This is a genomic window from Sporichthyaceae bacterium (assembly GCA_036269075.1).
GTDB lineage: Bacteria > Actinomycetota > Actinomycetes > Sporichthyales > Sporichthyaceae > DASQPJ01.
In genome coordinates this window covers 51012-70747 of the sequence record DATASX010000033.1, presented here as the reverse complement: position 1 = coordinate 70747, position 19736 = coordinate 51012, and the positions used below count along the sequence as shown (strand labels likewise).

21 protein-coding genes are annotated in these 19736 nt (G+C 70.3%); 10 read left to right on the top strand and 11 right to left on the bottom strand.

Features of this window, described 5'->3' with window-relative positions:
* Positions 1–18: 18 nt before the first annotated feature.
* On the bottom strand, positions 19–4296 hold the full coding sequence (locus VHU88_06765; GenBank protein HEX3611372.1) for a HAMP domain-containing protein: 4278 nt from the start codon (positions 4294–4296) through the stop codon (positions 19–21).
* A 131-nt stretch (positions 4297–4427) separates the two neighbouring features.
* A complete protein-coding gene (locus VHU88_06760) occupies positions 4428–4886 on the bottom strand; it encodes an ATP-binding protein (GenBank protein HEX3611371.1) in 459 nt (152 codons plus the stop codon).
* Positions 4887–5202: 316 nt separating this feature from the next.
* On the opposite strand from VHU88_06760, the gene VHU88_06755 reads away from it, so the two are divergent.
* Complete coding sequence (locus VHU88_06755; GenBank protein ID HEX3611370.1) at positions 5203–5511, top strand: hypothetical protein; 309 nt, start codon at positions 5203–5205, stop codon at positions 5509–5511.
* 16 nt (positions 5512–5527) lie between these two features.
* Here the strand turns inward: VHU88_06755 and VHU88_06750 are convergent, their stop codons facing one another.
* On the bottom strand, positions 5528–5932 hold the full coding sequence (locus tag VHU88_06750) for a DUF4913 domain-containing protein (GenBank protein HEX3611369.1): 405 nt from the start codon (positions 5930–5932) through the stop codon (positions 5528–5530).
* Positions 5933–6196: 264 nt separating this feature from the next.
* Here VHU88_06750 and VHU88_06745 point away from each other — a divergent pair, with 264 nt between their 5' ends.
* Together VHU88_06745 and VHU88_06740 are read left to right on the top strand one after the other, a co-directional pair.
* The gene (locus tag VHU88_06745; GenBank protein ID HEX3611368.1) at positions 6197–6847 is read left to right on the top strand and encodes a hypothetical protein; all 651 of its coding nucleotides are present in this window, start codon (positions 6197–6199) and stop codon (positions 6845–6847) included.
* Between the two features lie 108 nt (positions 6848–6955).
* Entirely contained in the window at positions 6956–7372 is a 417-nt protein-coding gene (locus tag VHU88_06740; GenBank protein HEX3611367.1) for a CBS domain-containing protein, read from the top strand.
* Between the two features lie 7 nt (positions 7373–7379).
* Here VHU88_06740 and VHU88_06735 read toward each other — a convergent pair whose 3' ends face one another.
* The 3 genes from VHU88_06735 to VHU88_06725 form a co-directional block, all read right to left on the bottom strand.
* Positions 7380–7718 carry a hypothetical protein gene (locus tag VHU88_06735; GenBank protein ID HEX3611366.1) on the bottom strand — a complete coding sequence of 113 codons (339 nt, stop codon included), beginning with the start codon at positions 7716–7718 and terminating at the stop codon, positions 7380–7382.
* Positions 7719–8038: 320 nt separating this feature from the next.
* Entirely contained in the window at positions 8039–8299 is a 261-nt protein-coding gene (locus VHU88_06730) for a hypothetical protein (protein HEX3611365.1), read from the bottom strand.
* Between the two features lie 46 nt (positions 8300–8345).
* Entirely contained in the window at positions 8346–8780 is a 435-nt protein-coding gene (locus tag VHU88_06725; GenBank protein ID HEX3611364.1) for an STAS domain-containing protein, read from the bottom strand.
* A gap of 618 nt (positions 8781–9398) precedes the next feature.
* Between VHU88_06725 and VHU88_06720 the strand changes: the two genes are divergently transcribed.
* On the top strand, positions 9399–10400 hold the full coding sequence (locus VHU88_06720; GenBank protein HEX3611363.1) for a M23 family metallopeptidase: 1002 nt from the start codon (positions 9399–9401) through the stop codon (positions 10398–10400).
* Between the two features lie 208 nt (positions 10401–10608).
* Positions 10609–11484, top strand: a complete 876-nt coding sequence (locus VHU88_06715; protein ID HEX3611362.1) for a hypothetical protein — start codon at positions 10609–10611, stop codon at positions 11482–11484.
* A gap of 30 nt (positions 11485–11514) precedes the next feature.
* Here the strand turns inward: VHU88_06715 and VHU88_06710 are convergent, their stop codons facing one another.
* A complete protein-coding gene (locus VHU88_06710; GenBank protein HEX3611361.1) occupies positions 11515–12174 on the bottom strand; it encodes a response regulator transcription factor in 660 nt (219 codons plus the stop codon).
* Positions 12171–12773 (bottom strand): histidine kinase, encoded by a 603-nt coding sequence (locus VHU88_06705; protein HEX3611360.1) that lies wholly within the window; start codon positions 12771–12773, stop codon positions 12171–12173. Before VHU88_06705 ends, VHU88_06710 begins: the two co-directional genes overlap by 4 nt.
* A gap of 71 nt (positions 12774–12844) precedes the next feature.
* On the opposite strand from VHU88_06705, the gene VHU88_06700 reads away from it, so the two are divergent.
* Entirely contained in the window at positions 12845–13066 is a 222-nt protein-coding gene (locus VHU88_06700) for a hypothetical protein (GenBank protein ID HEX3611359.1), read from the top strand.
* A gap of 543 nt (positions 13067–13609) precedes the next feature.
* Here VHU88_06700 and VHU88_06695 read toward each other — a convergent pair.
* From VHU88_06695 to VHU88_06685, 3 genes are all read right to left on the bottom strand, one after another.
* Entirely contained in the window at positions 13610–14323 is a 714-nt protein-coding gene (locus tag VHU88_06695; protein ID HEX3611358.1) for a hypothetical protein, read from the bottom strand.
* Positions 14324–14517: 194 nt separating this feature from the next.
* Positions 14518–14835, bottom strand: a complete 318-nt coding sequence (locus VHU88_06690) for a hypothetical protein (GenBank protein HEX3611357.1) — start codon at positions 14833–14835, stop codon at positions 14518–14520.
* A 48-nt stretch (positions 14836–14883) separates the two neighbouring features.
* The gene (locus VHU88_06685) at positions 14884–15276 is read right to left on the bottom strand and encodes a hypothetical protein (GenBank protein ID HEX3611356.1); all 393 of its coding nucleotides are present in this window, start codon (positions 15274–15276) and stop codon (positions 14884–14886) included.
* A gap of 307 nt (positions 15277–15583) precedes the next feature.
* Between VHU88_06685 and VHU88_06680 the strand changes: the two genes are divergently transcribed.
* The 4 genes from VHU88_06680 to VHU88_06665 all read left to right on the top strand — a co-directional run bounded on the left by VHU88_06680 (position 15584) and on the right by VHU88_06665 (position 19705).
* Complete coding sequence (locus VHU88_06680; protein ID HEX3611355.1) at positions 15584–15916, top strand: hypothetical protein; 333 nt, start codon at positions 15584–15586, stop codon at positions 15914–15916.
* A gap of 338 nt (positions 15917–16254) precedes the next feature.
* The gene (locus tag VHU88_06675; protein HEX3611354.1) at positions 16255–17490 is read left to right on the top strand and encodes a serine hydrolase domain-containing protein; all 1236 of its coding nucleotides are present in this window, start codon (positions 16255–16257) and stop codon (positions 17488–17490) included.
* The gene (locus VHU88_06670) at positions 17481–18137 is read left to right on the top strand and encodes a QsdR family transcriptional regulator (protein HEX3611353.1); all 657 of its coding nucleotides are present in this window, start codon (positions 17481–17483) and stop codon (positions 18135–18137) included. The genes VHU88_06675 and VHU88_06670 overlap by 10 nt, the downstream gene beginning before the upstream one ends.
* An 8-nt stretch (positions 18138–18145) precedes the next feature.
* Positions 18146–19705: a hypothetical protein gene (locus VHU88_06665; protein HEX3611352.1), complete on the top strand. Its 1560-nt coding sequence runs from the start codon at positions 18146–18148 to the stop codon at positions 19703–19705.
* The last annotated feature ends 31 nt before the right edge of the window (positions 19706–19736 follow it).

Here is a 19736-nt window from a genome sequence, read left to right as displayed (position 1 = left end):
GCCTAAACCCCTCGGACGTCACGAGACTCCCTGTGGCCGGCCGGCCAACCAGGACCGCATGACCGACAGCAAATGGTCCAGGTCGACCGGCTTGGTGATGTAGTCGCTGGCCCCGGCCAGCAGGCTCTTCTCCCGGTCGCCGGGCATCGCCTTGGCGGTGAGGAAGACGATCGGCAGGTCCTGGTGGTCGCTGGAGCGACGGATCTCGGCCGTCGTCTCGTTGCCGTCCAGTTCGGGCATCATCACGTCCATCAGTACCAGGTCGACGTTTCGGCTCTGCAGCACCTCGATGCCGTCGCGGCCGTTGTCGGCGTAGAGCACGGTCATCCCGTGCCGTTCCAGCGCACTGGCCAACGCGAACACGTTGCGCACGTCGTCGTCGATGACGAGCACCCGGGCGCCGTCCAACGGGTCCGCGTCCTCGAAGCCGATCGTCGCGATCGACCGGGTCAGCATCGGCACCTGCGGCAGGGCCGAGATCGTGGGCGTCAGCACCGTGCCCCGGTCGGCGGCCTCGAACGGGAACCGGGCCGGCAGGTAGAGCGTGAACGTGCTGCCCGACCCGACCTCGCTGGTGACGTCGATCGCGCCGCCGAGCAGTCGGGCCAGGTCGCGGGAGATCGTCAGGCCCAGGCCGGTGCCGCCGTACTTGCGGCTGGTGGTGCCGTCGCCCTGCTGGAACGCCTCGAAGATCAACTTCAACTTGTCCAGCGGGACGCCGATGCCGGTGTCGGTGACCTGCAGGGCCAGGACGCACTCGGCGTGGTTCAACGTCGGGCTGGCGTGCACCAGGTCGGTCGGGGCCCGCGAGATCGACAGGTGGACCTTTCCGGCGTCGGTGAACTTGATCGCGTTGGACAGCAGATTGCGCAACACCTGCTGCAGCCGCAGTTCGTCGGTGATGATCGAGTCGGGCAGCCCGGTCGGGTCCGCGTCGACGACCAGTTCCAGCCCCTTCTGCCGCGCCACGGCGCCGAAGGTCGCCTCGGCGAATGACGACAGCGTCCGCAGCTGGACCGGGGCCAGGTGCAGGTCCATCTTCCCGGCCTCGATCTTGGACAGGTCGAGGATGTCGTTGATGAGCTCCAGCAGGTCCGAACCCGCGCTGTGGATGGTCTGCGCGAACTCGATCTCCTTCTGGGTCAACGTCGAGTCCGGGTTGTCGACCAGCAGCTTGGCCAGGATCAGCAGGCTGTTCAGCGGCGTCCGCAACTCGTGGCTCATGTTCGCGAGGAACTCGGACTTGTAGCGCGAGGCCAGGGCCAGCTGCTCGGCGTTGGCCTCCAGCTCGGCGTTGGTGCGCTGCAGCTGACCGGACTGCACCTGCAGTTCCTGGGTCAGGCGCTGGGACTGGGAGAGCAGCTCCTCGGTCCGCACGTTGGCGATGATCGTGTTGAGGACGACTCCGAGGGTTTCCACCAGCTGGATCAGGAAGTCGGTGTGGACCTCGTCGAACCCGCCGAAGCTGGCCAGTTCGATCACGCCGAGGACCTGCTCCTCGAACAGCACCGGAAGCACCCACACCTCGGAGGGCCGGGCCTGGCCCAGCCCGCCCTGCACCGGCAGGTAGTCCGGCGGCACCGACGAGACGCGGATCGCACGCTTGTCGAACGCGGCCTGACCGACCAGGCCCTCGCCGAACCCGAACCGGCGTTCGACCCGCGGAACCCCGTAGCCGGCGGCGAATCGCAGCACCGGCTGCTCATGACGCAACTCGCCGGTGTACTCGACCAGGTAGAACGCGCCGTGCGCGGCCTCGACGACCGGGGTCACCTCGCTCATGATCATCTGGGTCACCTCGCGCAGGTCGCGCTGGCCCTGCAGCCGGCTGCCGATGCGGGCGAGGTTGGACTTCAGCCAGTCCTGCTGGGCGTTGATCTCGGTGGTCGACCGCAGGTTCGCGATCATCTGGTTGATGTTGTCCTTGAGCTCGGCCACCTCACCGGACGCCTCGACGGTGATGCTGCGGGTCAGGTCGCCCCGGGTCACGGCGGTGGACACCTCGGCGATGGCACGCACCTGCGTAGTCAGGTTTCCGGCCAATTGGTTGACGTTCTCCGTCAGGTGCCGCCAGGTACCGGAGACCCCGGCCACCTCGGCCTGACCACCGAGTCGACCGTCGGTGCCGACCTCTCGGGCGACACGGGTCACCTCGGCCGCGAAGGCGGACAGTTGGTCGACCATCGTGTTCACGGTCGACTTCAGCTCGAGGATCTCGCCCTGGGCGTCGACGGTGATCTTCTGCGACAGGTCGCCCTGGGCCACGGCCGTGGTCACCAGGGCGATGTTTCGTACCTGGCCGGTCAAGTTCGAGGCCATGAAGTTCACCGAGTCGGTGAGGTCGCGCCAGGTTCCGGAAACGCCGCGCACCTGGGCCTGGCCGCCGAGCTTTCCTTCGGTGCCGACCTCGCGGGCGACCCGGGTGACCTCGTCGGCGAAGGAGGAGAGCTGGTCGACCATCGTGTTGATCGTCGATTTCAGTTCCAGCGTCTCGCCCTGGGCGTCGACGGTGATCTTCTGCGACAGGTCGCCCTTGGCCACGGCGGTGGTGACCTGGGCGATGTTTCGGACTTGGCTGGTGAGGTTGGCGGCCATGTAGTTGACGTTGTCGGTCAGGTCGCGCCAGGTTCCGGAGACGCCGCGCACCTGGGCCTGGCCGCCGAGCTTTCCTTCGGTGCCGACCTCACGGGCGACTCGGGTGACCTCGTCGGCGAAGGAGGAGAGCTGGTCGACCATCGTGTTGATGGTGGACTTCAGCTCGAGGGTTTCGCCCTTGACGTCCACGGAGACCTTCTGCGACAGGTCGCCCTGCGCCACCGCGGTGGTGACCGCGGCGATGTCGCGGACCTGGGCGGTCAGGTTGGCCGCCATGCCGTTGACGGACTCGGTGAGGTCCTTCCAGGTACCGGCCACGCCGGGCACCGCGGCCTGGCCGCCGAGCTTTCCTTCGGTGCCGACCTCGCGGGCCACCGTGGTGACCTGCTCGGCGAACAGCTGCAGCGTGTCGGTGAGGCTGTTGATGGTGTCGGCCAGCGCCGCGACCTCACCGGCGGCGTCGACGGTGATCTTCTGCGACAGGTCGCCCCGGGCCACCGCGGTGACGATCAGGGCGATGTTCCGGACCTGGCTGGTCAGGTTGCCTGCCATGGAGTTCACCGAGTCGGTGAGGTCCTTCCAGGTACCGGCGACCCCGGCCACGTCGGCCTGGCCACCCAGGCGGCCGTCGGTGCCGACCTCGCGGGCGACCCGGGTGACCTCGTCGGCGAAGGAGGAGAGCTGATCGACCATCGTGTTCAACGTCTGGGCGAGCGCGGCGACCTCGCCCTTCGCGTCGACGGTGATCTTCTGCGACAGGTCGCCGCGGGCCACCGCGGTGGCGACCTGGGCGATGTTCCGGACCTGGTCGGTCAGGTTGGCGGCCATGGAGTTCACCGAGTCGGTGAGGTCGCGCCAGGTTCCGGAAACGCCCTTCACCTGGGCCTGGCCACCGAGTCGACCGTCGGTGCCGACCTCGCGGGCGACCCGGGTGACCTCGTCGGCGAACGAGGAGAGCTGGTCGACCATCGTGTTCACGGTCGACTTCAGCTCGAGGATCTCGCCCTGGGCATCGACGGTGATCTTCTGCGACAGGTCGCCCTGGGCCACGGCGGTGGTGACCTGGGCGATGTTCCGGACCTGGCTGGTCAGGTTGCCCGCCATCGAGTTCACCGACTCCGTCAGGTCCCGCCACACACCGGAGACCCCGCGCACCTGCGCCTGGCCGCCGAGCTTTCCCTCGGTGCCGACCTCGCGGGCGACCCGGGTGACCTCGTCGGCGAACGAGGAGAGCTGGTCGACCATCGTGTTCACGGTCTGGCCGATGCGGAGGAACTCGCCCTTGACCGGCTGGCCCGCGATCTCCAGGGCCATGTGCTGCGACAGGTCGCCCTCGGCGACGGCGGCGATGACTCGGGCGACCTCGGTGGTCGGCCGGACCAGGTCGTCGATCAGCGAGTTGACGGCCTCGGCGCCGATGCCCCAGTCGCCCTCGGCGCCGACCTCGTCGAGACGCTCGGTCATCCGGCCCTCACGGCCGATGACCCGGCTGGCCCGGACCAACTCGCGGGTGCGCCGTTCATTCAGCGCGGCCAGCGTGTTCACCCGGTCGACGACCTGAGCCAGTGGCCCGTCGCGCGGCTCCAGACGGACGGAGAATTTGCCGCTGCACAGCGAGTCGAGGATGTGCAGCAGATCGGTGACGTCCTGCGGGATCGTCGAGGTACCAGGTTCGTCCGTACGGGTCGCGTTCAAAGTCACGCCCTTCGCTGCCGCACCGTCGTATCCGCTGAAACCTACGACGCCAACGTGGCGGCGTGCCAGAAATGCCGTCCTTCGGGCGTGGTGTGCCCAAGGGCGGAAAGCGCGAAGCGCTTCGTCGCCGGGCCTGGTCAGCCCGCCTGGGCGTGCATGAGCCGCAGGCTCACGCGGCGGCGACCGGCGATCGCGATGCCCCTCCCCTCGAGCATCGGGAGCGATTTGGTCATCGCGACCCGTGTCCCCTCGGGACCGGTGGAGATCGTCATCGTGTCCATCAGGCCGGCCATGAGCAGCCGACCGCGCCCGCGGCGCCCACTGCCGATGCCGGCCGGGTCGGGCTCACGCCACCGGCCGCGGTCGCCGATCACCAGGTGCACCTCGTCGTCCTGGATCCAGGCCTCGAGCCAGGCCGGGCACAGGGCGGCCAGGTCGGTGCCGGAGTGCTCCAGGGCGTTCGCGCAGGCCTCGCCGGCCGCGGTCAGGATCTCCCAGAACTCGGTCTCGGGCACCCCGGTCGCAGCCAGCCAGGCACCGAGTCGATCGCGGGCAACGCCCAGCGACTGTTCGCCCGAGCGCAGGTCGAGGCGCATCTCGAGACGGTCGGGTGCGTCGCTGCGGCGTCCGGCTCGACCGTGCCAGTTCGTACGCGTGGCTGTGCACCTCGCCTCGGTCGGGAGCTGCGCGTCGGGAGCGACGCGGTGCGGGACTCAGGCGAGGGCTCTTCCCGGCGGGGTGGATTTGAAACGCGGGCGTGGCGACCGGCCCGTCGAATCCCGTAGTCAGTCGCACCCCGGCGTATCGAAATGGCCGGGGCTGGGAAGACCGAGGGGGACAGGGCGAATGCCCGGGCGGTACATCGATACCGCGACGGACGGCCCGGACAGGGCCCAGGAAGGCGGAACGAACATGCAGAACGTGTGGAAGGGCTTGGCCCTCGGCGCGGTCGTCGGTGCTGCGGTTGGCGTCGCGCTCGACTGGAGCGAGTTGGCCGGCACGTCGGCGAAGGAGCTCGCCGAGGCGGCCGGTGCCGCGGCGCGTGAGAAGGCGCCGGCGGTTCGCTCGGCCGTCGGCGACGCGGCCGAGCGGGCCCGCGATGCCGTACGGGACAACGCCCCGGAGATGCGCGCCGCCCTCGGCGACGCTGCCGAGAAGGCGCAGGACAAGGCGCGGACGCTGGCCGAGCGTGCCTCGGCCCACGCACCCGGCGGGCACTGAGGGTCGCCCCGTCGAGCTAGGCCGACAACGCGTGGTTCGTGGGCAATGCCGGCGGAACGATGTGCTGGCTCGGCCCGCAGCGGCTGAACGGCCCCAGGGGGTGCGTCAGCGCGCGCATGGTGGGATCGGCGTGTTCGCGCCACCACATCGACGGGCCGGTCCCGGTGCCGTCGTGCAAGGCCTCCCAGGCCTGCCACAGCGCGGTCAGCCGGGCGTGCGCGCCGGGGTGCTCCGACCAGCGGGGGCACCACTTGAATGTTGCGTCCCCGTCGCGGACCGGGTGTGCGAACAGGTTCACGAGGTGCTCGATCACGAAGGCGTGGACGTCCGGGAACACGAACGTCGCCGGGTCGCGCACCGGGTGCAGCAGGTGCACCGAACCGTCGTCGTCGACGAGCAAACTCTCGAACGCGGTGGTCACCGCACCACCCCCGAGCCGCCGACCGCGCCCGGCGGTCTGCGGTGGGTCCTCGATGCGTCGCTCTGGATAGGCATGGTGGGGGCTCCATTTCAGGGTCCGGCGATCTTTCGACTGCTCGGAACGTTGATCCGGTTCCATCCGGACCATGACTTTCCCCATCGTTCGGCCGATTTGCGCCGGAACCGACCGATCGCCTGCGGCGTCCAATGGGGCAAGGGGGCTGATTCGGCCCGTCGCCCGGTTCGCCCGGGCGGCGGGCCGGTCATGTTCTTCCCCACCTCGCCGCACGCCGGGATCAGGTGTGCGCTCCTGGCCGTTCGGGCAGTCCTTGCGCAGGTGCCGTTCGGCGCCACGTACGCCGAGGAGTGCCCCGCGATGTTCGTCCTGATCGCCCTGCTGGTCGCGATTGTGTTCCTGGGCCTGGGCTTCCTTTCCCACGTCCTGTGGATCGGCGTCCTGGTCGGCGTGCTGGTCGCGGCGGCCCGGTTGGGGCGAGCAGGCCTGAACCCGTCGGACCCGGCGGGCCGGATGAACATCAACATGCTGGACGCTGTCGGGCGCTACCTGGTGGAGACCACGAGCCGGGCTCGCAGCGCAACCACGACCCCGCGGCCCACGGTCGCCGCTGTTCCGGTGATGACTCAGCCGGTGCACGTCGAACCGGTGCCGCCGAGCCGGCCCACGTCCGCGCCGGAACGCTGGGCCGCGGAACGTTCGCGTCGGGTGACCCAGGCGATGCTGGTCGGTGCCGGTGAACGACTGCGCGCCCAACTCGGCCGGGAACCCACGGCCGCCGAACTGGCCGTCCACCTCGGCGTGGCGCCGCAGGTGATCCTCGACGCGATCACCGTCGAGGACCTGGCGCGGGCCGGAGCCTTCGACCCCGCGCGCCGCGACACACCAACCGGACGGTGACCGGTCGCACGTCCCCGATCGGCAACCGCCCGGGCGCGGCGCAGTTCCGGCGCGGAGGGACGGGTAGGTCTCGCGGGACCTGCTGATCGCACGGCAAGGAGGAACGAGATGACCACTGCCCGGCAGATCATGACGGCTCTTCCGGAGTTCGTCCGCCCGCATCACACGGTCACCGAGGCCGCCCGCCGCATGGCGGTGCTCGGCGTGGGCGCATTGCCGATCTGCGGCGCCGACGATCGGCTGCTGGGAATCATCACCGACCGCGACATCGCCGTTAAGGTCGTCGCGCACGGCAGAGATCCGAAGGCGACGTGGAGCGGCGACCTGGCGCAGGGTCAGTTGATCACGATCGGTCCGGACGAGCCGGTCGACCGGGCCCCGGCCATCATGGCCACCAATCAGGTCAGCCGCCTGCCGGTCGTCGACGGCGAACGACTGGTCGGCATCATCGCCCGCTGCGATGTCGCCCGCGCGATGCCCGAACTGGCCGCCGGCGACCTGCTGGCCGCGCTGCCGGTGAGCTGACGCGGCCTCAGGAAGCGATCGAGTCGGTCGAGGAGTCGGTGCTCGAGTCCGCGGTCGTGCTGCCCGACTGCTGCAGGGTCAGGTCGCCGCACTGTGCCGAACTGCCGCCCATGTCCAAGCAGTACTGGGTGATGCTGCCGCGCTGCTGGTTGTCGGTGGCGGCGATCGTGTCCAGCGACCACACCAGCAGTGCGGTCACCACCGCGGCCACCCCGAGCGCACCGGTCACGATCCACGGGACGCGCGAGGTGGACCAGGGCGGGGCGAAACGGCCGCGCCGCCGCGGCGGGGCCGGTGCGTCCGCGTCGGTGCCGTGCTCGACGGCCGTGCTCTCCATGATCGCCATGACAAGTCCCCCCGACTTCGCGCGATCCGATTCGCGTGTCCTGAACCGAATAGTCGGGCCGCGCCCCGCCGGGCGGATCCTCCGTCCGGTCGGTCCGGAACCGGCCGTTCGGACCGCACCACGGCTCGCTCGACCGGTCCGGCAGCTGTTGTTTGGCCGCTCGGGGCGCGGGTAATTCAGCTCCGGCAGTCCGGTGGGCCGCCGCTCGGTGAGTTCACAGGCTGCGAAGAGTCCCCGTGGTCGGCAAGTGCCGTGCCCGAGTCCGACGGGCACGGCCGCCCGCGGGGCAGGTCTGGCCGGCGACTGCAGCGCCGGCCGGGTCAGCCGCCGGTGCGCGCGACCTCGTCGAGCTGAGCGGTCAACCAGTCCCGCGCGTCGCGAGCGACGAGCACCGGGAGGTAGTTCGGGATCCGTGCCGGGGCCGCGACCCGGGTCGTCGCCAGCTCCAGCGCGGCGTCGATGGTCGCTGCGTTCAGAGTCGCGAACTCCGCGCGCAGCTTGCCGCGGATCCCGTCGAGTTCCTTCCGGTACCAGGCGTCGTCGATCACCGGGTTCGCGATCACCTGCGGGTCGACGTTCATCGCTGCTCCGGGTGTCCGTGGGGGTCTGGTTCGACGAGGCGCCGGATCACTCGACCGGGCCGACGACCGGGACGAGGTCCACCCGGGCGACCTGGGACAATCCGCAGATCGACAGCACGTTGGCGACCGCCGACCCGGGGCGGACCAGGATCCGCATGGGTTTGTGGGCGTGCGCGAAAAGCACGGAGACCGCAGCACTGTCCAGGTAGGTGACCAGGCGCAGGTCGACCTGCAGGACCGGGTCGGTCCGGGCCGTGGCCAGGGCCGAGTGGAGCAGCCGAGCGTTGCCCATGTCGATGGGGCCCGCCGGCCGCAGCTCGCCGCGGGGCCCGACGCTCATCGGCAGTTCGGCGCCGTCGGCCGGGCTGACTTCCTCCCGGCGATGATCAGCGTCCATGGCTGACATCCTCGGGGTCGCGCCCTCGACCTGAACCAGCGCCAGGTGCTCGCGCCTGCCGCGACGTCGCTCCGGCGTGCTCACCAGCGCACCATCGTGCCCAGCTTTGCCCTGCCGGGTGGCTGACACTGTGACATCGGTTCACTCGCAAGCTCGCTCACCGGCGCACCATTCTGCCCATCTTTGCCCGGCTGGGTGGCTGACACGGTGACATCGGTTCACTCGCAAGCTCGCTCACGTGCGCACCACCTCGTCCCGGGCCAGGCTCCCGGCGGTCGACTGCCGCGTTCGCCGGCGTCCCGCCATCGGACCGACAACCCGGTATACCCCCCAGCCGACGCCCCATGCCGGTTCCCGGTGCCCCGGATTCGCCGGCGATCGACCGGGTACCCCGCCGAAACGCCGCGCCCCTGACAGTTGCGCAATTGCGCAGATGACTTGATAGGTTCACTCCGCGCGGGCGGTCGGGCCCAGCGCAGTCCTCGGGTGGGGCGAGGCAAGCCCGCTCGCTCCGCCCGGGGAGCTGCCTCGGATTCCCCGAACCGACTCCTGACGCTTCGTCAGAATTCACCTTCGACCGCCGCCGTGCGTCAATTCGGTCGCTCGCCGGCGTGGCGTCGCGACTTGTCCTCACCTTCGCAGGCATCATCCGTGCTGAGCCTTGCGGGGGGTTTGCGGGTGCGACGGCGAATATGTGCTGCGGTGGTCTTCGCCACGACTACCGCCAGTGTGGGCCTGGCGCCCACGGCCCACGGTGCACCGGCGGCCAATGCGGCCGCGACGGGTCCCTGGTTCTCGGATCCGGTCTGGTGGCCGCTGCAGGTCGAGTCCAGGGTGGACTGCACGAAGCACAACCCGGGCTGTCCGACCCACCACCCGTTCTGGGGGGTGGACGTGATCCCGACCGGCCAACGCGACGGCAACCCGCCGTCGCAGGCGGGGGTGTTCGCGATGGGCGCCGGGGTCGCGCACGTCGGCAGCGCCCACGGCCGGGTCTGCGGCTCGGGTGGCACCAGCGATTTCGGCACCTGGGTCTGGGTCGAGCACGGCGGCGGGATCATCTCGCGCTACGGCCACCTGTCGGTGATCGCGATCCACGACGGTCAGCACGTGGCGGCCGGCGATCGGCTGGGCACGGTCGGCAACACCGGGGACGCCAGCAAGCTCTTCTGCGACGAGAACTACCTGGACTTCCAGGTCCGCCGGGGCGGGGTGCAGGGCCCGTCGGCGGAGTTCAGCACCCGGGGGGTCGGCTCGGCCGACGGCGAGCTGATGGCCTGCACGATGGCCGGGGAACAGCGGTGGCCGGAGGAACTGCCCGGCGGGATCCGCCGGATCGACCTGCTGCCCAAGCACGCCCTGATCCCGCCGGCGATGGCCGGCTGCTCCGCCCCGTCCTACGCCGCGGCCTCGGCCGCGCCGGTCGCCGTCCAGGAGAAGCCGGGTGATAACTCGCTGACCGCGTCGTGGAACAGCGCGCCGCCCGGGACCGACCAGTTGCGCGTCGAGTTCGGCCGCTACGAGCCGAGTGCCTCGCATTGGGAGAACCCCTGGGAGGAGCGGTGGCACGACCTGCCCGCCGCGACGCGCAGCACCGCGTTCCATGACCTGCGTGACCGCTTCAAGTACCGCCTGCGGGTGTGGTTCCACAACAGCGCCGGATGGTCCCGGCACAGCGACTGGGTCAGCGGCCGGCCGGACTGAACCGTTCACCCACACGCGCAACTTTGGTCAGCACGCGTCCTGACGCCCGGTCAGTTGTTACGCCGTCCGGGTGATTCGGGAGCGGATCGGCCCGGTGGCGACGCTCGATCGGGGCAGGATCACGCACACAAGAGGGCCTGCGTGGTACGGGCGTCGACACCGCGGCGTCCCGGACCTGCCGGCCTGCCTGAAGCACTAGGGGTTACCCATGAGCGAGCACCGCGCAGGAGCCGGCCACAAACGCACCCGACCGGTCGTCACGCCCAAGCGCCCGGCCGCCCGGCGGTCCCGGCACAGTGCCCAGCGTCCGGTCCGCGGCAGATACGTGGGCGTCGGAACCGGCCTGGCGTTCGGGCTGACCGGCATCATGCTCCAGTTGGACCTCGGCTCCGCTCCCGCCGATGCCCAGGTGGGGACCGCGGACACCTGGTCGCAACTGGCCGGCGCCCTCTCCGACGGCACTCCGTCCCGCACGGTGGCGTTGGGGGCCAACATCAGTGCCCCGGCCGGCGCGGCCCCGCTGGAGGTGCCCTCCGGAGAGGCGATCGTGCTCGACCTGCATGGCCACACCCTGGCGTTCGCCCCGGGCGGCGTGGTGCTCGGGCACGGCTCCAGCCTGCAGATGGAGGACGACACCGCGGGCACCGCGACCCAGATGCACGGCTACGACGGGCGGGGCGGGCTGACCGCCGGACCGGTGCCGTCGGCCCCCCGGGGCCCGATCCCCAGCCCCGTCCCGAACCGGAGCCCGGTCGCCGGGCCGTTCATCGGGCCGAGGCCTCCGGCCGGCGCAGTCCCGGCCGCCGGGAGCACGCAGTCGGCCGCGGAGCAACCCGCCGCGCCGGCGCCTGCGCCGGCGCAGACCGAGAAGCCGGCAGCCGGCGAGTCGACCACCGAGCACGGGAGCGACCACGTGGCCGACCGGCCGCGTGGTCGGCACCGGCGCGAGCAGGGCGGGCGGCACCGGAGAATGCACCGGGACTACGACGACGACGACTTCATCTACCACCACGGGCACCGGTATGTGGTGCACGGCAACTGGGTCGACGAGTACGAGTGGTCGTGCTGGTCCTACGCGGCTTGACCCTCGGCCCAGTTGTGTTCTGACGTCCCGTCAGACAGTGCCGGGCGCGAGCCCCGACTGCAGCGCGAACACGACCAGCTGAGCGCGGTCGCGGGCGTCGAGCTTCAACATCGCCCGTCCCACGTGCGTGCGGACGGTGGCCGGGCTGGGCACCAGCGCGGCTGCGATCTCATCGTTCGACCTGCCGGTGCCCACCCAGGCGACCATCTCGCGTTCCCGGGTGGTCAACAGGTGCAGCTGCGGGTGCGGTCGGGGCGCCGCCCGCCGCGTGCCGAACTCCTCGATCACGCGGCGGGTGACGGCGGGGGAGAGCAGGCAGCCACCCTCGGCGACCACCCGCACCGCCCGCAACAGCTCGGCCGGGTCGGCGTCCTTGACCAGGAACCCGCTGGCGCCGGCGGCGAGCGCGGCGAACACGTACTCGTCGAGCGCGAACGTGGTCAGCATGACGACCCGGGTTCGGCCCAGGCCCGGGTCGCGCACGACCTCATCCAGCACGGCGAGGCCGTCGCGCCCGGGCATTCGGATGTCGAGCAGTGCCACGTCCGGGCGGGTGCTGCGGATCAACTCGAGTGCGGAGTCGCCGTCCTCGGCGGTCCCCACCAGTTCGATGTGCGCCGCGTCGTCGATCAGCACCCGCAAGCCCATGCGGACCAGCGGTTGGTCGTCGGCGACGCACACCCGGATCATCGGTGCGATCCTCCCGGACGGGCCGGAAGCACGGCACGCACCTCGAACCCGCCGCCCGGTCGTAGACCCGCCGCGAGCGTGCCACCCGCCCGGGCGGCCCGCTCGCGCATGCCGGAGATCCCGCCGCCCGCCGGGCCGTGCGTCGGGTTCCGCCCGTCGTCGACCACCGCGATCTCCAGCGCCTCGCCCTGGATCCGCACGGTCACCCCGGCCGACTCGGCGTTGGCGTGGCGCAGCACATTGGTCAGCGACTCCTGGACGATCCGGTAGGCCGCGTGCTGGGTCGCCGGGGCCAGGGTGGCCCCGGCCACTTGGAGGTCCAGCGTCACCGGTAGCCCGGCCCGTCGGATCCGGTCGACCAGCGCCGGCAGGTCACCGACGTCGGACTGCCCGGGCCGACGGGGCGCCTCGGTCGCGTCCCGCATCGTGTCCAGGGTTGCCCGCAGATCCAGCAACGCCTGGGTGCTGGCGGTGCGGATCTCCTCCAGCGCGATGCGGGCCTGCTCCGGCCGGCGCTCCAGGACATGCAGGGCGACACCGGCCTGCATCGCGATCACGGCCAGTCCGTGTCCGGCCACGTCGTGGACCTCGGCGGCGATCCGGAGCCGCTCGGTCGCGACCGTCCGGTCGGCTTCCTCCCGGCGGGCGCGGAAAAAAAGTCTCGCGTCGCATGCGCCACATCGAGCCGAACGCCCAAGCCAGGATCAGCCAACCGCTGCCCAGCACCATCGCGAACGCCGCGCCCGGACTCGGGTCGCGGGCCAGCCGGATCGCCAGGCCCAGCGCGACCAGTCCGATCGTGATCGCGCAGGCACGTACCGAGCGCGCGGTCGGCAGGCGGGCGGCCGCGGAGATCGCCGCGATCGCCGGCGCGATCAGCACCGGCCCATAGGTGAACCCGATCGCCAGGTACGTCCCGACCAGCGCCGCGCAACCGATGACGGTCGCGGCCGGGGCGATCCGACGCAGCAGCAGAATCGCCGCGGCCCCACCGGCGAGGGCGTACCCCAGGGGGTTCATCGCGACGACCTGGTGCGAGATGTGGGTCGCGGCGCCGTGGGTCCCGGCCAGCGTGAACGCGGTCAGCGCGAGCGCCGGGATCACGTCGCGAGGCCCCAGGCGTGGGCGCTGGTCGAAGCACCTCATGCGACGTCCCGTCGCTTGGATCCACGGGGCACGGTGCAGCCTAGTGGTCTGTCTGGTGAATGCGGCGCCGCAGACGGCGCCTGTTCATTTGCCAGACAGACCACTGGATCGAGGACGGGATCCGCGCCGCGGGGGCGCTCGGTGAGGCCCGCGACGCAGTTCGCCGGGGCAGCAGTTGAGTTCATACCCGGCAGCGTCGCCCTGGCGGGCCGTTCGCGCGTCAGCCTGCAGTCTGCTCCGGCCTACGCAGATCTTCGTACGATCGCGGTTCGCCCGGGCACCGGCCTCCTCAGCCGCGGGCCGGGGCGTGCGCCTCGGGCAGCGGCAGCCAACCCTTGGCGTGGGTGCCGGGTCGGACCTCGGTGCGGATCAGCTTCAGGTTGACCACGCCGGAACTGGCGACGCCGTGCTCCTTGCGGGCCTGATGCAGCCGCTCCAGTTCCGGGGACGCGGCTTCGATGGCCTCCTTGCTGTCCCAGTAGGTGATCGCGGCCATCGTTCCCTGCACCCCGTCGCGGCCCCAGTAGCCCACCCGGAAACCCGACTGCTTCTTGAGCAGCTTGAGCGTCTGGTGGGTCGAGTTCTGCAGGTAGCCTGCGACGCGCTCGTCCGTGGAATCCTCGGCGGTGTAGAAGAACACCCGCAACCAGTTGGAGGCCTCCCGGCTGGTGATCGCGGACCAGTCGGCGGCGTCCCACTCGGTCGGGGAGGTCACCAACTCGAGGTTGACCGCGCGCGACACCTTCAGGCCACGGGCCAACCGCTGCGCGTGCAGATCGGTGAGGAAGTCGTTCGCCGATGCGATGGCCTCGCGGGAGGCCCAGTTGGTGACGGCCGCCAGCACGGTCTCGTCCTCGTCGTGGCCCCAGTGCCCACCGCGGAAACCAGGTTTGCCGTGCAGCATCGGGATGACCTCCTGGAGGCTGTCCTCCAGGTACTTCCTCGGCGTGCCACTGCCTTCGCCGATGTTGTAGGTGACGATTCGCAAGCACGTCGCAGCCATGGGTGCAGCCTTCCTGCCGATCAGTTCGGATGTCTTTTTCTATTGGGTCGACTGGACCGCGATCTACCCCGTAACCGGGCGTTTCATCAGCCGGGAGAGCGGGTACACGACAGGGCCCAAGCGAACGGTGACGGTGCGTCAGACGATCTGCTGACTCACCGTCACATCCGGGCGCGTTGCGGCGCTAGGAAAACTCAGTTCTGCTTCTGCGACAGCGACATCAGTCGCATGTTGCGGGCCGAGGTGACGCGGATGCCCTGCCGGTCACGCTCGGACTGCAGCTTCTGGAGCACCGGTCCGGCGGCGCGGATCGAATCCAGGCTCTCCCAGTAGGTCACGGCGGCCATCTCGCCGGCGCTCGGGTTGTGGCCCCAGTAACCGAGTTTGAAGCCGGGCTGGCCCTCGAGCAGGCGCAGCGTGTCTCGGGTGCTGGTCCTCAGGTACTCGGCCCCGGCGCTTTCCTCGGTGCTGTGCGAGCGGTAGATGACGACTCGCATCCAGGTCTCGGCCATTGCGGTCTCCTCGGATGAAACGTTCGCGGGCTGGCTGTACATGTCGGGTCAGTTACGCCGGAGCCGTCCCTGGAGCCGGGACAGCGCGTGCCGGGGCCCGGGTGCCTCGGCGGGCTCGTCCGCCCACATGCTGATCGCGGGCACCGCGAACAGGCCGACCTGGTGGACCTCGAGGACGGCGACTGCCGCGCCGGAGGCGTCGCGCATGGCCCGGATCTTCGTCAACGCCGCGTCGGCCGCCTCGATCGCAGCCAGATCGGTCCAGTGGGACACGGCCGAAACCGTGTTGTCCTCGGGGGATTCGGCCCAGTACGCGCCGCCGAACCCGGGCTGCTGCTCCAGGATCGCCACCACCTCGGCCGTGTCCGCCTTGATCGAGTCGATCGCGGCGGCAGTGTCGTCGGTGGGCAACTGGTAGGTGACCACCCGCAGCCAGCTCATTTGGCCTCCACGCCTGGGGAATCTGTTTCGTCACCGTTGCGCAGGCGGCATGACGGTCGCCGTGATCGCGCTCTCAACCACCGGCCCGAAGAGCGGGACTTCCGTCACACGCGGCCCCCTGCCGGCCCGCGCACCCCGGGGGCCGGACGGGTGATTCCCCGTGGCTTTGTTGGGGTTTTGTCCGGGTTCGTCGGGAAATTTATGGCTCGAAGCGGATTGGCTGCCGGTCTTGGACGGGTAGTGATCGGCTTCGGTACCCGGTCGCACAGGTGACCGGTCGGGGGGTCTTCGACCGCGAGGAGGCTTGATGGACGAGACCTTCGTGGTCACCCGCGACAAGTTGGATCCCGGCACGGTGCGCATCGCCGGCCGCGCGCCGCGGGCCCGTCAGGCCGATTTGGCGGAGGCGTTGTCGCGCGAGGCCCGTCGTGGGATTCGTCGGTTGGACCTCACCGGTCTGGACATGCTGAACCCAGCCACTGCGGAGGTTCTGTTGGTCCTCGCCGCCGAGGTCGAGTTGGAACTGCTCGTGCGCGCCGGCGGCTCACTCGCGCGCAAGGTGCGCCAGTTCGGTCTGGACAGCCTCGCCGCGGTGCGAGACCTGCCCGCTGCCTCCGGGTGGGTTGCCGCCTCAGCCTGACCGGCCGCGCCTGCAGGCTGGGCTCCTCGCGAACGTGTGTATCGCGTCACACCACCGGCCGCGTCGGCCGCTGCCGAGCCTGAACTCGAGGCCGACCTCTCGGATCACGACATTCCGCACGGTACGGACCACTTGGCGCCGCGGACTCCCGATTGCGATCCTGGTGGCGAACGCCCGGCGTCGGTGCCGAGTCCCAACGGCCCGGGCAAGCAGGAGGTGCACAAATGCAACAAATCGGACAAACGTTGTGAACGGCAACGTTCTGACCTAACGTTGCGCAGGCTGGTCGTCCCGTCCCGGAACCCGGCTCGTCGCTCCCACCGCGAAACGGATCTTCGATGACCGAGACGACCACCGACCTGATGGTGGACGGTTTCTGCGCCGAGGGCTTCGGCGCAGTACGCGACGAGTTCGAGCGCAACTTCCGCCTGCGGGCAGAGCTCGGTGCCTCGGTGTGTGTGCGGGTGGGTGGGGCGACGGTCGTCGACCTGTGGGGTGGCGTGGCCGACGCGGACGTCGGAAGGCCGTGGGACCGCGACACCGTCAGCGTGATCTTCTCGGCGACCAAGGGTGCCGCCAGCACGTGCATCCACCTGCTCGCCGGCCGTGGCGAGATCGACCTGGAACGCCCCGTGGCGGCGTACTGGCCGGAGTTCGCCCGCAAGGGCAAGGACCAGGTCACCGTCCACGACGTCCTGACGCACCGCTCCGGGGTGCTCGCGATCCGGGCCCCGCTGCCCGCGGGGGCGTTCTTCGACGCCGAGTTGATGGCCGACCTGATCGCGGCCGAGGCACCGTTCTTCCCGCCGGGGCAGCAGCAAGGCTACGCGGCGATGACCTACGGCTACATCCTCGACGCGTTGGTCCGACGCACCGACGGTCGTTCGCTCGGGCGCTACTTCGCCGACGAACTCGCCGGTCCGCTCGGGCTCGACTTCTGGATCGGGGCGCCACCACAGATCGAACCGCGCATCGCGCCGATCCTGCTGCCCGAGATCGACCCAACCACCGCCGCGGAGTTCTTCCTGCTGACCGCCGACCCGGAGTCGATCCCAGGGCTCCAGTTCGGCAACTCGGGCGGCTATCTGACGCCGGGTCAGCACAACTTCAACTCTCGCGAGGCCCATGGCGCTGAGATCCCCAGCGGGGGTGGGATTGCCAACGCGCGGGCTCTGGCCGGACTCTACGAGCCGTTGGCATTCCCCGGGGTCGACCACAACGGGGTCTGCTTCGACTCCGCCGCGGTCGCCTGGATGTCGACCGCGCACTCGGCCGGCTGGGACCACACGTTGCGGCACAACTTCCGCCTCGGCCTGGGATACATGCTTTCCGTGGACAACCGATGGCGACCGGAACGCCGGCAGGACTCGCTGCTGCTGGGCTCGGATGCCTTCGGCCACACGGGATTCGGTGGCTGTGTCGGTTTCGCCGACCCGGCCCACGGGATGTCGTTCGGCTACACCATGAACCGGATGTCCTCGGCCGTCACGATCGGCCGGCGCGGCCAAAGTCTCATCGACGCCGCCTACTACTGCCTCGGGCTCGGCTCTACGGACTCCGGCTCGTGGCGCTAGACGCGACCCGGCGCCGCCGGCACACCTCGCGCTCGGCGCCGGAGTTGCTGGACGGCCTGCTGCTGCCGTCCACCGAGCATGCCCGGACGCCGCAGGTCGCCAGCGTGCTGGCGCAGGCCCGCGACATGATCGCGGCCAACGAGCGGTTGGACATGGCCCGGTTGTCCGCCGAGCTCGGGGTGGACCGCACCACCTTGTTCCGCTGGGTCGGCAACCGCGACCAGTTGCTCCTCGAGGTGATCTGGTCGGTCGTCGAGCCGTTGCTGCTCGAGTGCGTGACTGCCGCCGAGGGGACCGGCTCGGCCTACCTCGCCCGGGTCCTCGGGCTCTGGGTCGAGAAGGCGCACCGGTCGCCGGAGCTGCAGGCGGTGGTCTCCCGCGACCCGGAGCGCGCGCTGCGGTTGCTCGCCACCCGCGACGGCGGCCTGCACGGTCGACTGGTGGAGTCGGTCGAGAAGTTGCTGCGCCAGGAACGCGCCGGCGGCTGTCTGCCGCACCCGGTGGCGCTGGACGAGTTGGCCGAGATCCTCGTGCGCACCGCGAGTTCCTGGGTATGGACCGACCTGATCACCGGCGACCCACCGGACCCGATCGGCCTGCAGGTCGCCGTCGGCCTGCTGCTGCGACCCCAACCGCCGAAGTCATGAGGAGCAAAGTGATCGGACGCACCGTCGCCGCCGTGGCCGCAGTCGCCGCGGCGGGGGCCGGCCTGACCGGCGTCCCGGCGAATGCCGCCGCGGCGAGCATCCAGGTCGGCTACCTGAACCGGTCCGGTGGGACCGAGGACATGCAGGCCTCGCTGATCGACCTGTCCAACGGGAAGACCTACTCGGCGAACTCCGGGGCGGCCACCGCGGTCCCGGCCGGGCGTTACGCGGTCGGTGGCTACATCACCGAGTACCCGACGCTGACGGTGGCCGTGCGCGTCGTCCAGATCTCCGGCCCGACCAAGCTCGTGTTCGACACCGGCAAGGCCGGCAAGGTATCCTTCGACGTCGGCGACTCGAACCTGACGACCAGCGGGCTCGCGGTGGTGCCGTCCGTGACGGTGGGTCACAAACAGCGGGCTTGGATCGCCGACAACGGAATCGTCTGGCCGGGTGAGAGCACCTATGTGCTGGCCGATCCCAGCGCCGCCAAGGCGATTCGGCTCGGCGTGCACGGCGTGCTCACCAAACGCGGCGCCGACCCGAGCCCGGTCCGCTACGACCTCGCGAAGTCGTTCACAGGCATGCCCGGCGACGTCACCGTCAAGGCCAACCCGAAGCAGTTGGCCCGGGTCGACCTCGATGTAGCGACGTTGGACGCCGCGCAGACCTCGAACTTCGGCCTCGAGGCGCTGAACCCCGACGGGAGCCCGATCACCGGCATCGGTGTCGCCGTGCCGGCGCTCGGCAAGCAGACCGATTACCGGACGCCGGGCCTGCAGTGGACCACCCGGCTGACCGAGAACAGCCGCGACGCCACGGAATTCCTTACCGAGAACGCGACTCCGCACGTGTATGCGGCAGGTAAGTCCTACCAGGAGAGCTGGGGCCACGGCGTCTGGTCGCCGCGGCCGAACAGCCCGGCGATCTACCTGTCCGGCAACAACTTGCGCGTCGGCGGGGGCCCGCCGATCTGTGCCTGGGCCGGCAACGGGGTCAAGCTCGACGAGTGCCAGGCCCAGCAGCAGGACTTCAGCTACACCCTCTACAAGGACGGCAAGCAGGTCGGCTCGGGCCAGTCGATCAGCCTGCCGGTCGACACCGTCGCGGCGCACTGGTACACGGTCGAACTGACTGCGAGCCGCCAAGGACACGAGATCGACCTGTCCACGACGGTCGGTGCGAAGTGGTACTTCCAGGCAGGCGGATCGACGAGGACCCACCCGAAACCCAACGTGATCGTGATCGTGCACGGCCAGCCGCAGCCGGGCTCGATCCGCATGCTCCCCGCAGGCCTCAACAACCGGAACCAGGCGGCGAGCAACGCGGCCACCACCGTCGCGCTGTCGGTCGCTGACTTCCCCGACGTCGCGTCGATGACGCTGGAGTGGTCCGGCGACGGCGGTAAGACCTGGCAGAACGTCGCGGTCACCGGCAGCGGCAACAACCGCAGCGCGAAGGTCCCGGCGCTCGGCAAGCCCGGAACGGTGTCGTTGCGGGTCTCCGCGAAGTCCGCGACCGGCGCGACCGTTGCGGAGACCGTGATCAACGCGTACGGAGTGCACTGAGCAACACCCCAATTTGATTAGTCGGCGGACG